At 62.8% G+C, this 13,899-nt stretch carries 18 protein-coding genes; all 18 read left to right on the forward strand.

Annotation, left to right across the window (positions count from 1 at the left end; all coding sequences use genetic code 11):
• Positions 1-480 precede the first annotated feature (480 nt).
• The 18 genes from GC162_10315 (at position 481) to GC162_10400 (ending at position 13,798) form a co-directional block, all read left to right on the forward strand.
• Positions 481-762: a hypothetical protein gene (locus tag GC162_10315; GenBank protein ID MBI1369033.1), complete on the forward strand. Its 282-nt coding sequence runs from the start codon at positions 481-483 to the stop codon at positions 760-762.
• On the forward strand, positions 759-1,859 hold the full coding sequence (locus GC162_10320) for a hypothetical protein (GenBank protein MBI1369034.1): 1,101 nt from the start codon (positions 759-761) through the stop codon (positions 1,857-1,859). Before GC162_10315 ends, GC162_10320 begins: the two co-directional genes overlap by 4 nt.
• Positions 1,856-2,041 (forward strand): hypothetical protein, encoded by a 186-nt coding sequence (locus GC162_10325; protein ID MBI1369035.1) that lies wholly within the window; start codon positions 1,856-1,858, stop codon positions 2,039-2,041. The genes GC162_10320 and GC162_10325 overlap by 4 nt, the downstream gene beginning before the upstream one ends.
• A complete protein-coding gene (locus tag GC162_10330; GenBank protein MBI1369036.1) occupies positions 2,038-2,250 on the forward strand; it encodes a hypothetical protein in 213 nt (70 codons plus the stop codon). Before GC162_10325 ends, GC162_10330 begins: the two co-directional genes overlap by 4 nt.
• 44 nt (positions 2,251-2,294) lie before the next feature.
• The gene (locus tag GC162_10335) at positions 2,295-2,840 is read left to right on the forward strand and encodes a hypothetical protein (protein MBI1369037.1); all 546 of its coding nucleotides are present in this window, start codon (positions 2,295-2,297) and stop codon (positions 2,838-2,840) included.
• An 88-nt stretch (positions 2,841-2,928) separates the two neighbouring features.
• A complete protein-coding gene (locus tag GC162_10340) occupies positions 2,929-3,348 on the forward strand; it encodes a hypothetical protein (protein ID MBI1369038.1) in 420 nt (139 codons plus the stop codon).
• Positions 3,349-3,350: 2 nt separating this feature from the next.
• Positions 3,351-3,575 carry a hypothetical protein gene (locus GC162_10345; GenBank protein MBI1369039.1) on the forward strand — a complete coding sequence of 75 codons (225 nt, stop codon included), beginning with the start codon at positions 3,351-3,353 and terminating at the stop codon, positions 3,573-3,575.
• On the forward strand, positions 3,572-4,276 hold the full coding sequence (locus GC162_10350; GenBank protein ID MBI1369040.1) for a DUF3486 family protein: 705 nt from the start codon (positions 3,572-3,574) through the stop codon (positions 4,274-4,276). The genes GC162_10345 and GC162_10350 overlap by 4 nt, the downstream gene beginning before the upstream one ends.
• A gap of 790 nt (positions 4,277-5,066) precedes the next feature.
• Complete coding sequence (locus GC162_10355) at positions 5,067-5,834, forward strand: hypothetical protein (GenBank protein ID MBI1369041.1); 768 nt, start codon at positions 5,067-5,069, stop codon at positions 5,832-5,834.
• Positions 5,831-6,241 (forward strand): hypothetical protein, encoded by a 411-nt coding sequence (locus GC162_10360; protein MBI1369042.1) that lies wholly within the window; start codon positions 5,831-5,833, stop codon positions 6,239-6,241. The genes GC162_10355 and GC162_10360 overlap by 4 nt, the downstream gene beginning before the upstream one ends.
• Positions 6,220-8,478 carry a hypothetical protein gene (locus GC162_10365; protein ID MBI1369043.1) on the forward strand — a complete coding sequence of 753 codons (2,259 nt, stop codon included), beginning with the start codon at positions 6,220-6,222 and terminating at the stop codon, positions 8,476-8,478. Before GC162_10360 ends, GC162_10365 begins: the two co-directional genes overlap by 22 nt.
• Positions 8,478-8,969 (forward strand): hypothetical protein, encoded by a 492-nt coding sequence (locus GC162_10370; GenBank protein ID MBI1369044.1) that lies wholly within the window; start codon positions 8,478-8,480, stop codon positions 8,967-8,969. Before GC162_10365 ends, GC162_10370 begins: the two co-directional genes overlap by 1 nt.
• Before the next feature lie 11 nt (positions 8,970-8,980).
• Positions 8,981-9,583: a hypothetical protein gene (locus GC162_10375; protein MBI1369045.1), complete on the forward strand. Its 603-nt coding sequence runs from the start codon at positions 8,981-8,983 to the stop codon at positions 9,581-9,583.
• 14 nt (positions 9,584-9,597) lie between these two features.
• Positions 9,598-10,254, forward strand: a complete 657-nt coding sequence (locus GC162_10380) for a hypothetical protein (protein ID MBI1369046.1) — start codon at positions 9,598-9,600, stop codon at positions 10,252-10,254.
• 117 nt (positions 10,255-10,371) lie between these two features.
• A complete protein-coding gene (locus GC162_10385; GenBank protein ID MBI1369047.1) occupies positions 10,372-11,148 on the forward strand; it encodes a hypothetical protein in 777 nt (258 codons plus the stop codon).
• Positions 11,149-11,337: 189 nt separating this feature from the next.
• Complete coding sequence (locus GC162_10390; GenBank protein ID MBI1369048.1) at positions 11,338-13,050, forward strand: hypothetical protein; 1,713 nt, start codon at positions 11,338-11,340, stop codon at positions 13,048-13,050.
• Positions 13,047-13,475 carry a hypothetical protein gene (locus GC162_10395; GenBank protein ID MBI1369049.1) on the forward strand — a complete coding sequence of 143 codons (429 nt, stop codon included), beginning with the start codon at positions 13,047-13,049 and terminating at the stop codon, positions 13,473-13,475. The genes GC162_10390 and GC162_10395 overlap by 4 nt, the downstream gene beginning before the upstream one ends.
• Positions 13,475-13,798 carry a hypothetical protein gene (locus tag GC162_10400; protein ID MBI1369050.1) on the forward strand — a complete coding sequence of 108 codons (324 nt, stop codon included), beginning with the start codon at positions 13,475-13,477 and terminating at the stop codon, positions 13,796-13,798. Before GC162_10395 ends, GC162_10400 begins: the two co-directional genes overlap by 1 nt.
• The last annotated feature ends 101 nt before the right edge of the window (positions 13,799-13,899 follow it).

Here is a 13,899-nt window from a genome sequence, read left to right on the forward strand (position 1 = left end):
CAAGATGACGAGCTTCGACCGTCAACAGATCGATGCGATCCGAAAGGAACTGAATCAGACCTTCAACACCCAACACCAACCCGCCGTCCAGACACCCGCCCCTTCACGAATTTACAGCACGACAGGGACTTGACCGCGGAATTTCGGGAGGTCACCAATCGTTGGTCTCAAATTGCATTGGCATATAATATTTTCTATAAAAATCCCGAGATTTTTGACAATTGGTGCCGTGATCATTGTCCCGGATTAGAGCCTCCAGAATGAACGAAATAGAAAAGTGAATTGACATCGGCCGACGCGGCCGATACTGTTCTCCAGATCGCAGGGGCGCGTGGTGGCGCCTGACTGCGGCCCGCGAAAGCGGGTGCCAAGGCTGGTTGGAAATTAAAAGACTATCAAGGCCGCCGAACGTTTCATCGCGAATGGAACGTTCGGCGGCCTTTTGCTTTGGCAGGGCCGCCGTGACTCAAGGAGCCACGGATGGCCCTCTCGGACACGGATGTTTCAGGGATCGTCTTCCGCATCCTCGCCGACTACGGCGGGCACAACTTCGACGTTGACGAGCTGCGCTCCAACGCGGCTTCCGTTTACCTTTCCGCCGATCTCAGTTTCGATTCGCTCGATCACGTCGAGTGCGTCATCGACCTCGAAGATGCGCTCGGCGTCGTGATCGACGACGACGCATGGGCCGGCGTCGAAACCGTCGCCGAAGTGATCGAACTCTGCCAGCGGCTCGTGCGCGAGCACGGAGGTGCCGCGTGAACGAGTGGCAGGATTGGCGCAACATGGTGCTCTGGATCGTGTGCATGCTCGTCGCATGCCTGGCGATGATCCTCTGGGTCGCGGCGCTCGATGCGATGCTCTCTGGCTGCTCGCACGTCGATCGCGCCAAGCCGCGCACGATGCCGACGGAGATCGCGACGCCGATCGAAATCGCGCCCGTCGTGCCGTCGCTTCCCGCCTTGCCCGCGCTCTATGACGCGATGCTGTTCGCGGACAAGCCGACCACGGCCGAGCTCGGCATGCGGCCGATTCGGATGGTGTACAAATCCGAACTCTGGCCGGCGGGCTCCGACGATTCGCAGGCCGACGAAACGCGCGTCAAGGCGATCGCGGCGAAGGTCGCGCCCGGTGCGGTGCTGTGTTTCGACATCGAGCACTGGCCCGTCGACGATGCGAACATCGAGGCGACGATCGACAAGCTCATCGCGGTCGCCGACTGGGCGCACGCTGCGGCGCCGACGGCGAAGGTCGGCTTCTACGCGATCATGCCGATCCGCGACTACTGGACGCCCGTTCAGGCGAAGCCCGACCAGCTCGCCAAGTGGCACGCCCGCAACGCGAAGTTCGCGCGACTCGCCGAGCACGTCGATGTGATCTTCCCCTCGCTCTACACGTTCTACGACAAGCCCGATGCATGGGTGATCTACGCGCGGGCGAACATCGCCGAGGCCGCGCGGTTCGGCAAGCCGGTCATCGCGTTCCTCTGGCCGCAGTACCACGACTCGAATGCCGCGCTGCATCACACGCTGATCGACGGAGCGTTCTGGCAGACGCAACTCGACACGACGATCGACGCGGGCGTCGCCGGCGTCGGCATCTGGGGCGGCGTGCTGCCCAAGGGCGGGCGTCTGACATGGGACGCGCAGTCGCCTTGGTGGCGCGCGACGATCGAGACGTTTCATCTGCCGACCACATCTTTCGTACCGCTGCCGTCCGGTCGCCTCACCGGCGGCAGCATTCACACGGCGCCGATCGCTGCGTACCAGGCCCACGTAAACAGGGCCGCCGAATGTGGCACCAAATCGCAGTCTTCCCGCCGTTTTTACTTTGCCGCCAACAGTGAGGTGTTGCCATGAAGCGCCGTCGTGAAGTGATCGACCCGGTCACGCGAGAAATCAATCGTCGCGAATCCGCGATGCGACGGCTGGAATCCAAGATCACCGAATTGAACCTCGCGCACTACAAGGAAGTGCTAGCGATCCGAACCAAGATCGAATTGCATCGCACGATCGTGAACACCCTGAAAGGCAAGTCATGAACGACACCAAACCCTTCTACACGTCACACACATTCTGGGCCGCCGTCGGCGTCGCCGCCGTGGCGATCGCCCGCTACTTCGGCTACTCGCTCAGCGAATCCGACTCGATGGAAGCCAGCGGCCACGTCGAGGCGATCGTGCTCGGCCTGCTGTCGCTCTGGACGATCATCGGCCGCGTGAAGGCGAGCAAAAAGATCACGCTCAAGTGAACCCCTCAACCGGGCAATAACGCCCATTCGAAAGGACTTCGAACATGCTTCGCAAACCGTGCTTCCAATCCCGTGCCTTCCTCGCGATCGTCGCCATGATGGCGGTGTGCCTTCCGCTCTCCGGCTGCACCAGCGCCGCCGAAGATCGCGGCTCGTGGGGCGACCAGCGTCAGCAGTCGCCGATCACCATCGGCATCAACAACGGCACCGCCACGCAGACGCCCGATCAGTCGATCGACGCGCAGACCGCCAATGTCGCGGCCGAGGCGATTGATGCGAAGATCGAAGCGCTCAGTACCGCGCTGAAGTCCGCCAGCGATGCCGGCGACGCCGCCCAGGTGAAGACGCTCACCGCCGAGATCGCCAAGCTGCAGCAGGCGAAGACGATCGTCGCCTCCGGCGGCCAGGTGTTTTTCGTCGGCGGGAACCTGAGTCTTTCGATCGCCGCGACGGGCAGTTCCTCCGCCGCCTCGCCCGGCCAATCGACGCAGACGCCGACCGGCCCGCAGACGCCGATCTCGATCCCCATCAATCTCACCCCCGGCGCGGGCTCGAACCTTTCCGTCGGCACGCCGACGGCTTCGCAATGACACCTTCACCGGGCCGGGCTTGCCTGGCCGATCCACCCATCCTCGCCGGCAGAAATGCCCGCGGGGATTTTCAAACCCGGAGGCCACGATGCCTGACGAACACACGCAGATCGAGCAGCTCACCAGCGAGACGCGCAAGGCGCACGAAGAGATGCGTCATGACATTCGCGATCTGACGCGGCAGGTCACGGAGTACACCACCGTCACGCGCCGCCACATCGCCGAAGCGGAGAAGCTCGACCGCAAAGTCGATCGCATGCTCGAAGACCATGAAGGTCGGCTCAAGTCGCTGGAGGTTTGGCGCGGTGGTGTGGACCGCAGCCTGCCGACCAAGCTCATCGACGGCGCCCAGATCGAGGCGGACATCGATCGGCTGGACGCCGACGTGGTGGCGATCAAGACCACGCTCGCGAAGTACGGCGGGATCGCACTGGCCATCTGGACCGTCGCGCAGTTCGTGGCTGCCCCGGCGATGCAGGCCCTTTGGAAAGTGGCATTCGGAGGTTGAACATGCCGGACCTGAAACGCCTCGGTGCGATCTCGCACCTGGAATCTGAAATCGAGCGGATCGAGACCGAGCTCAAGAGTCTCTCGGAGAGCATGGGCGACAAGCTGCTCGCGCTCAGATCGCACTTGGACACCGACGGCAAGGGCGTGGTGTTCCTGGCCAATCGTTACTACGAGCTGCAGCGTCAGGGCATTGAGATGCGGGCGCGTCTGGAGGAACTGCGTTGACCGACGCGATCGCGCATACCGGAATGCCGAGTCGGCCCGAGCTGGTGGCGATGGCGATCGGTCGCCTCGACACCGCGGGCATTCGCTCGCAAATGCTGGAGCTCGACGGCGCCACGCTGCGCGATCTGTGCATTCGCCTCGTCGACCGCGCCGTGTCGGTGGCGATGGCGCACGACTGGCTCAACAAGGAGCTCGGCGGCGATGAGGAGAATCAGGTCGTCGACGACAACGCGGTTTACCGATTTTCAAAACACTTCCGCCGGCTCTACGACCAGGTGCGGTCCGAGGTCGCTCGATCCGTGATGCGATCGAAGGTGCTCGGCGCCGACGATGCGACGATTCGCAACATGACGCGAGCCGCGCAGCACATGCTCATCGAAGCGGCGACCGAGCGCATGCTCGACCGCGACGTGGAAGAGATCGATCCGAAGGAACTCAACACGCTCGCCCTCGTCGTGCGTCGCGCCCAGGCGACGCAGGTGGCGCAGGACGCCTTGGAGATTTCAAAGCGCGAAGCGGAACAGCGAGCGGAGAAGCTCGCGACGGAGATCGAGCGGCTCAAGCTCGATCTGGATCAGCGTCGCCGGGCGATCGAGTCGGCGAAGAAGATCGTCGAGACGAAGGCCGACGCTACCGACGGCCGCATGACCAAGGCCGACATTCTCGACGTGCTCGATAAAGCGATGAAGGGGGAAATGTGATCGACACCGGGCCGGACATTCTCACTTCGCCGAAGACCCGAGCCGGGCGCATTCTGCTTCCCTACCAGGAAGCATGGCGCCGCGATCGGTCGCCCGCGAAGATCTGGCCCAAGTCGCGACGTATTGGCGCGACCTACGTTGAAGCCGCCGATGTGTCGATGACGCGCAGCTTGCCCGCGGGTCATCTGGGGGCGCGGCATGAAGACTACTGGTTCGCTTCCGCAGACGAATCCGCCGCCTACGAGTTCGCCGAGTATTGCCGCTTTTGGGCGAAGGTGATCAACAGCGTTGTCGATTACTTCCGATTCGATACGTCGGATTCGAACACCGGCTCGGCCTATTGCGTTCGCTATGAATGCGGCAAGCGCATGGTGGCGATGCCCGCCAATCCGAAGCGTTTCCGATCCAAGGGCGGCGATGTCGGTCTCGACGAATTCGATTACCACGATGATCCTGGGCTGATGTGGGACGCGGCATCGCCGACGACCACATGGGGCGGATGGATCAGAGTGCTGTCAACCTATAACGGCGAAGGCCGGTTGTTTCATCAGCTCGTCAAGAAGTCGGTGCCTTACGACGGTCGCTCACTCGGCTCATCCGACTATCGATTCTCGCGCCACTTCGTCAGCATTCTCGACGCGGTCGACCAGGGACTGGTCGAGCGCATCAACGAGATGAAGGGGACGAGCTTCACGCGCGAGCAGTTCATCAAAAGCTGTCGGGATCGATGCCGCAACGAGGATCAGTGGAAGCAGGAGTACCTCGGCATTCCGGCGATGGATTCTTCGGCATGGCTGATGTCACCGGCGAGCAGACTGGCACGGCCGCGATCAGCTTTGGCGAGCAGCTCAAGGAGTTCTTCGCCTCGCGCGGCAGTCCGCTTGCGGGCGCCCAGGCGATCGCGGCCTTGCAGCGCAATCCCGCCCTGGCGAATCAGTTTTTGGCGGGCGCGACATTCGAGAAAAAGAGCCTCGCCTCGATCCGCGAACTGCTGCTCAACAGGAACTCAGGCACGGCGTCCTATTTCGCACAGAATCTCGCCAAGTTCGGCAACGCCGATTCATTGCGAGCTCAGGCGGCGGATCAACTTCGGCAGCTTGGCTCTGGCGCCGTCGAGCAGAACGCGGCCGTCAATCGCGCCTTCGCCGCCACACAAGAGCAGCTCGCGAACGAGGACCTGCCTGGCGGTCAGGGCGGCGCCATCCGCGATCAACTCGTGGCCGCCTTGCAGCAGGCAGGCCAGGGAGCATTTGCATCGCAGATTTCCAAACTTCAATTCGAGTTTGGCACAGGAGTCGGTCGTCGGAATGCTTTGAACAAGGCGGTCGAACTCATCGAAGCCCGTCGCCAGCAATTGCTTTATCCAACTGAATATGTCGATTTCGGCGAAGCGGGCGGGGCGACTGTTCCCCGCAATCCCACCCCGCTCGAAACTAAGCAGGCCGCGAGTCTCGGACGGCTCGAAATCAACATCACCAACATCGCCAACCAGAACAACCTCAATAACGACGGCACGAGTCGCACGACCGAGCTCATTGGAAGGGATGACCTGCCATGAGCTACACGATCGACGGAGTCGCCGTGAACAGCCGCACCGATTGGCAGCACACGCCGCTGCCCGGTCCGGCTCAGAACCGCCGCGAAGACGGCTTCCCCGGCATTGCCGAACGCATCGTCTTCACCGGCCCGGCGATGCCGCCGGATTTGGTCGTGATGGGTTACCTGGAGGGCTCGTCGACGACGGCGGAACTCGCGAATCAGTCGCTCATCGGACAGGTGCTCACGCACGCGAACCTGCGCGGCAGCAGCTCGACGCACAGCGTCGCCATTCACGGCTACACATTCGCGAACTGCGAACTCGCGAGCTTCGAAGTGATCGGCCCGGTGGAGACGGTCGATCCGGCCGCCGGCACGATCAAGGTCCAGCGACTCGCTCGGTGGTCATGGAGGCAGCTGAAGCGCTGATGGGCACGCACCGCATCACATCCCGCATCATCCGCCCCGTGAAGCATCGCGTCTACACGCGCCGTCTGCGTCAGACGCGCCGCGCCTTCATGAACGGCGAGCACGGCTCCTGGACATTCGACCCGGCATTGCAATGTGACTTTGTGCGGATCGAAGCCGGTGCGGGGAATCACGTCGCACAGCTTAAATACATCCCCGAGGACAAGGCCAATGCCACGCTTGAGCGGATGCTCGCGATCTACTCGACGGACGATCAGGTGAAGGTCGTCGTCGATCCGGTCAACGATCCAGGCGTGAAGCAGACCGGACCATTCGCGTCCGGCACCTCAGGCATCGTGCTCTTCGAAGGCGTGATGCACACGCAGAATCAAAGCATTCAGACCGGAGAGAGCGGCGGCGAGTTCCTCACGTTCACCTCACGCGCCATGCCGTACATGGACAACCGCCTGTACTGGCGACAAATCTTCGGCCGGTGGATGAAGACGGGATCGCAGGTGGGCATGATCGAGACGCCCGACCTGCCGGCGGTCTTCAACTTCCGAGGGCGGCCGAATCGTCATGGCTCCGAGACGATCTACGCCCAGGTCGCTCAGATGAAACAGACGCTCACGGCGCCGCTGTGGACGCACGACGACGACCCCAAGGCGCAGCCATGGACCGCTCGCGAGGCGATCGCCAGCATCCTCGTCGAGCGTGTGTTCGGCGATCAGTATCTGGGTTTCCACTTGCCGCGCACGATCGACGTCGACTACCTCGTCGTCGAGCAGCTCAACATGACCGCGGATCAGGCGGGCAAACGGTCCGATCGATTCCATGGGCTCGACGACCAACTGCCCGAGGTCAACGTGCAGGGGCTGGGGGCGATCGATGCATTGAACAAGGTCTGCGACGCGGCCGGCTTCCTCATGACTGTCGAGTGCCTTCAGGATGACAGCACCGGCGAGACCGGCTTCAGCGATCGCCGCTATTGGCTGTCGATCGGCCGCAAACGCACGGGCAACGTCTTTTACTTCGATCTGGCGAAGACGGGCTCGTCGTTTGCATCCGCGGATTCTCTGACGCGCGCCAACAACGTCGGTCGGTACATGGGCATCAAGGATTCGAGCGAGATCATCACTCAGGTGATGGCCGTCGCGCCGTGCTACATCGAAGCTCGCTTCGATCTGAAGCCGCTGTGGTCCCCGGCGCAAATCGACACGACCACGCCGACGGCGGAGTACGCTCAAACCAAGAAGGTCGAAACCGACACCACCGGCTATCACGCCAAGTACGTGCTCGGCGGCGTGCTGAATCAGAACTACGCGCACGTCGGCCGTCTCTGGGGCATCGATTGCGTCGGCGGCTTCAAGGGCTACGAGACCTCCACGCCGGCCTATGCTCACGATCCCGACGGCTTCGACTTCGTCGCGGCGCTGGGGCTCAATGATCCGGACGCCACGCCGGTCGCTCGCCGCACGAACGCCGGCATCATCGAACCGATCAAATGGACGAAGCGCCTGCGCCATATCCTGACGTTGCGTAGCCCACTCGCTCGCGCTTATGGGATTCTTCTTTGGCTGGAAGTCAGTGAGGATGCTGGTGAAAACTGGCTGCGATGCAACGCGGACATTACAACGCTTCGCGACTTCTTCGGCATTCGGTTCAATCTCCAAAATCTCGCAGCGGTCAACAATAATTATCTGCGCACCAAAGTCGCCTTGACCGACGTGAGCAAATCCTGGTGGGCATTGATCCTCTCCGGTGATCTGCGCTTCCGCATCACCTGCTCGATCATCGCCGATCATGCTTACCGCGCCGATGCAAAATCGAAGGCAGGCGTCGGTACGGTATATCCGATGACGCAGTGGTCATCGGTCAACATGGAACAGACGTGGGTCGCTCCCAACACGCTCTTCAACACCGACGAAAAGAAATGGCTGGAGATCGCTGCACGCGTCACCGACGGCGGCGACGAGCTGAAGACCGGCAAGTCCCTTCAGCAGATCGCCGACGAGCGGCAGGCGCTCCTTCGCGATGCTCGTTTCAGCTTCCACGCGGACACCGCGATCATGAACTTCCAGCAATATCACCTGGGCGATCGCATCGGCGGCATTCGCGGCCGCAACATCAGCTTTAACACGAGCTCGTCGACGCCGCCGGTCTACCCGGACGTCGTCGGCATCACCTACAACCTCGGCGAGAAGGATCAGTCAATCGAGCTGTCGCTCGACGATCACCGCCTGGTGGGGAGACGCTGATGGCCGACCTGAAACTCAAAGTGCTCACCGATCCGGACTGGCAGCAGGAAGACAAGCTGCAGATGGTCATCGGCTCGGAGAACGTCGAGAGCCTGGCCGACAGCTCGCCCGCCGGCGGCGAGGTGACCAACGAGGTCGAGCTCTGGCCCGGCAACACCAAGGGCGGCTTCGGCTCCGACGCGCTGGGCGAGGCGCCCTTCGGCTATTCACGCGAAGGGTGGGGCTTTGGCCAGGGCGAGTTCGGCTACGGGCTCTTCGGCGTCAACGACGTGCCGCGCACGCTCGTGGAGGCACGCGTGCTGCCGGAGGATCGATGCGCGGTCCTGCCGATCGGCGCCCGCACGATCGACGCGATCGGCAACGTGAGCGACGTGACCGAAACACTCGTCGGGCTCGATGACCGCCCGAGCGGCCCGCTCGATCCGTCGATCGCATCGACGGGGCAGCCGCTCGAAGCGCGACTCACCTGGACGCTTTCACCGGACGTTTGAAGGGGCTTCGCATGACCGTTAAAGACCCGACATCAGCACAGATACTCGACATGCTCAACGACGACACGTTCGAGTTCGCCAACACCGGCGGCGGACCGATCGCGCCCGGCACGCAGCCCTGGAGCGACGAGGCCAATGCGCTGCTCTATCACCTGTCCAAGGGCTCGGCGGGGTTCCTGCAGGTACGAAAGGCGACTACCAATAACACGACGATCGCCGTGCTGCCAGGCCGCTGCACGATCAACGGTACGGAGCTCTCCTACGCCGGCGGCACCGTCGATCTTGCGGCCTACAACAACGACACCGCTTACGTTTGGGTCTATGTCAGCAGCGGCGTGGCGACGATCGGCAAGGGGGCGGACGGGGCCGGCTGGCCAGGCGTCGCGCACATCAAGCTCGCCGAGGTCACGCTCTCTGGCGGCGACTTCACCGAGACCGACATCATCGATCGCCGGCCCGCGGTGATGATCACCAACTACCGTCAGTCCGCGGCCGTCGCCAAGCTCACGCAGAGTATCAGCTCTACGCCGACGCAGACGCAGGTCACCAACATCCAGAACAAGATCAACGAGCTCATCCAGGCACTCATCGACGCGGGCCTCATGGCCAGCTAATCAGGAGCATCCCCATGCCTTTCAGCCGCCAGTCCGCCGCCAAATTCCTGAACGACCTGTTGATCGATGGATCAATCCCGTCGCTCGGGTCGACCTTCTTCATCGCCATCCTCCGGGCCGATCCCGGTGAGGACGATTCGGCGTTTGACGAGCCGCTCGAAGACAGCGGCTATGCGCGTGTGCAGGCCGATGCGGGCGACTGGAACACGCCGGCGGTGGCCAGCGGCGTCGTCCAGAGCACCAACGTCAATCTTTTGAACTTCGGCACCGCCGCAACGGATATCGGCAACGTGTCGCACTTCGCCGTTATGAACCGTGACGCCGCTGACTACGCCGTCGCCGCTTTGACCACGGGCATTGCCGGTGCGGGCGCGTTTAAGGTGGCGGGCAACATCACGGCTCAGCTCGTGGTCGGCGAACTGATCTTGATCCGCGACAGCACGGGCAATGACGGCGTCTATCACATCCGATCAGGGTCGTCATATTCGGCACCCAACACCACGATCAATGTCGAAGAAGCAGTGAGCGATGCGACGGTCGACGGCACGGTTTGGTTGCTTGGCGCCATCATCGACAAGGGCACGCTGGACACTACCAAGGACATCGGCACCGGCGACACCATCAAGATGAACGCCGGCGACGTGAAGGTCGGGGCGAAGACCGTCTTCTAAAAGCGAGTAATCCTCATGTCAACGCAGACACTTTCAACGGCCCCGGACAACTCCAGCGATGCGGCGTTTCGCGCATGGGGCTCGGCGATCAGCACGGCGATTGCGGCACTGGGATGGGTGAAGCTCACCGGGATCGGCGAGATCAACTGGACAACGGTCTCGCGCGGTGATCCCGCGGGCTTTGAAATCTGGCAGACGGACGACGGGCTCACCGATCTATTTTTGAAGATCACATACGGTAGTTCCGGTGGCGGGTCAGGCACGCCGAAGATCACGGCGCAGCTCGCGACGGCGACGGATGGGGCGGGGTCATTATCGGGGACGCAGATCGGTGCGGTCTTCACCTTCTTGAGCCCGAGCACGGGCTCGACGGTGCGCACCTCCTATCTCAGCGGCGATGAGGGTCGTCTGACAATGGCGCTGTTCACCGGCGGTTCGGGGTGCATGCTCATCGATATTGAGCGGCTGCGAGATGCGACCGGTGATCCTGTTTCGGATGGAGTCGGCACATACGGCGCGGCGGAAAGCGCAGCATCGAAATCCTATTTCGCGCATCAATATCTGCCGACGAGCGGGACGCCGATTCTGGGCAAGACCAACACAACGGGCACGATATTAACGCCTTGGCCGATGGTGATCCCGCCATTGCAATCGGCGGGGGTCACGTCTGCCATGAACGGTTCGAATTGGGGCATGTTCCCGATCTTCCCGTGGTGGGGGATCGTCATCAATCCGATTGTTTCGCTCGTGGGGTATTTTCACGCTGACACGCCGGAGTACTCGACGTTTTCGCTCTCGATGTACGGCACGAGTCGCACGTATCTGGCGCTCGGGACGACGAACGTTTCGATCAATAGTGCGCCCGGCTTCACGCTTGCGATGCTGTGGGAATAAATGGCGTATCTGACGATCACATTCACTGATCTTCCGGTGGTGACACGCACAGCATCTACGCGCGGCGTGGATTCAGTCGTCTCGCTGCTTCGCACGGCGTCACCGATGTTCGTGCGCCGGATCAACGGCAGCCTATGGGCGCCCGCCGGCGGACCTGGTCCGGATGTGTTCCTGTCGGGCTCGGCGATCATGGCAACGCCAACGCATGGCGCTTCGTCGATAGAACGATTCCTCTCCGGCAGTGCCATCATCGAGTCGTCGGCTCACGCGCTGATCGGGAAAGACGTCTCGCTCTCCGGTTCGGCGATCGTCACGATGGCATCTACGGCCGCGTTGGGCGTGCCCGTGTGGCTTTCGGGCTCGGCGATCGTCACGACGACGACGCATGCCCTGGCAAATCTCGATGATCTGGTTTCGCTCTCGGGATCCGCGATCATGTCGTCGATCGCCAGCGCCACAATGGTGCTCGACATTCATCTTGCGTCGACGCTGTTTCTCAAGGGCACGGATGCGCTGGTCAGTGCTTCGCATGCCGGCATCGCGGACGTGCTCAAATGGGTGGACTTCGAGCCGCCGGCATTCGGCGAGCTCGCCGCGGGGCCGGCGCAGTCGGGCACGGTGACGATCACGCAGTCGGCGACGGCCGCCATGCCAGATCGCGGAGCGATCGGACTCCTCGTGTCGATGACGGCCGGCGCCGGCGACGGATCTGTGCAGCACGATCTGGGCAGTGCGCAGACGATTCTCTTCACACGCATCATGTTCGCGCCCGCCACCCTCAGCGGCGGCGCCGTGACGATCGTCATGGGCAAGGGCAGCGACATCGTCGAGCGGTGGCGCATCACCTACACGCCTTCGACGCGGGCGATCGCCGTGGCCACGAGCACCGGCGAAAGTCTGTCGGCGACGCTCGTCGCCGGGCTCGACTGGCATTGCATCGAGCTGGAGGTGAACGCGATCACCGGTGCGCTCGAGCTTTGGATCAACGGCATCCGTGCCGACAGCGACACGGGCATCAGTGCCACGCTCGCCGCTCGTTACGTGCAGATTGGCGCCGTGACCAAGGCCACGGCCGCGACGGGTGACTTCTACCTCGACGAATGGATCATGGCCAACCGCTACATCGCGCCGGTGCGCGTGTTCCCGATCGAGGACCACGCCGGCGACGCCAGGCGTTTGCTGGTCGTGTACAACCTCGACGATGCGGAGTCAATCGAATGGGCACAGTGGTATCGCGATTACCACGGCGTGCCCTACGCCAACCTGGTCGGCCTCGCGCTGGGCACCGACGAGGACGTCGACGCGACCGCCGCCGGCAACCTGCGCACGGCCGTCGCGGCTTACATCGCCGACAACTACCTCGCGCCGTTCATTAAATCGATTCTGCTGGGCTACGGCTGCCCCGGCACCTTCGACGGGTCGCAGTCGCTGCAGAGCTGCCTGGCTGATCTGAGCGACGCCACGGCCGACCTGGCGAACCCGCTCTACATGGCGGGCGTCGTCGACACCGACGATCTGCCCGATCGGTCCTCGCTCATTGCGGCCGGCCGCTACCTCGTCGCCGAGATCAACGCTCCGACGCTCGTCATCGCCAAGGCAATCACGACGCTCGGCGCCGGGATGGTGCACACCGACGCGGTCGATCGCGAGTTCGGCGTGCTCGATGCGTCGATCGACCGCATCGCGGCTGCGGCCGACGACTGGTCGGACTTGACGGCCTGGCTCGGCACGGTGAGTCAGCAACAGGCACGCCTCCCGCTCGATGCGGATTACGACGGCAGCTCGCACGGGAGCGCGATCGAGATGACGGATGCGGATCACGGGGACTTCGACACGGACGGACAAACCCGCGCCTTGTTCGTCGGCGTGGGCAACAACGGTGCGGATGAGGTGGCCACATGATTCGACGCGGATCATCACGTGTATTGCTTCTGCTTTCCGGCGGGGCCGACTCGCACGCGGCGCTGGCGTCGCTCATTGCCGATGGCTGGTCCGTGACTTGCCTGACCTTCGACGGCAAACAGCACACTGAAATCCTCGCGGCAGCGCTCGCGGCTCAGGCCAACGATTGCGACCACATCGTCGTCGACGCGCCATGGTTCAACGAAGAAACACGCAGCGCGTGGCGGCTCATCTGGCGCGACCTGCGGGCGATTCCGTTTGTGCTCAGAACATCGCGCAGGCTCGGCATCGGAACGATCGCGATTGGCGTCAAGGCGACCGACAAAAAGCAGCTGCGGTGGCTGGGCGCATTCCTTTGGATGCTCAAGGTCGTCGAATTGTTGACCGGCCGCAACCTGCTCCTGCCGGTGTGGGGGATGCGCTGATGGATGTACACCGATTCGGCGACATCGCGGTCGGCTTCGCGGTCCTGACGTTCTCGATGTACGTCTGGACGCAGGGGCGCAGTCCGTGGCAGCCGGGCGAGCCGGGCGAGCCGCCGTCGGGCGTCGCAACGATTCAAATCATCGACGACATGGCAGCGATTTGTGGGTTCATGCGTCATCAGCCCCAGCCCGATTCAGACGCGCGTCGGCATGAGGAGCGCATCGTCTGGTCGGCGCTGCGTGCCAAGCTGCGCGAGTTGGGCATCAAACGGTACGGCATTCAGCGCCCGCATGACGCCCAGATTCGATGGAGGGCACTATGAAGATCGTTGCACTGATCGTCATCCTCGCCCCGCTGTGGTGCGGGGTGAATCGAAACTATTCAGGCCAGCCCAAACGAGGATCGGGCTGCGCCATTGAACCC

The sequence above is a fragment of the Planctomycetota bacterium genome, from assembly GCA_016125255.1.
GTDB lineage: Bacteria > Planctomycetota > Phycisphaerae > Phycisphaerales > Zrk34 > RI-421.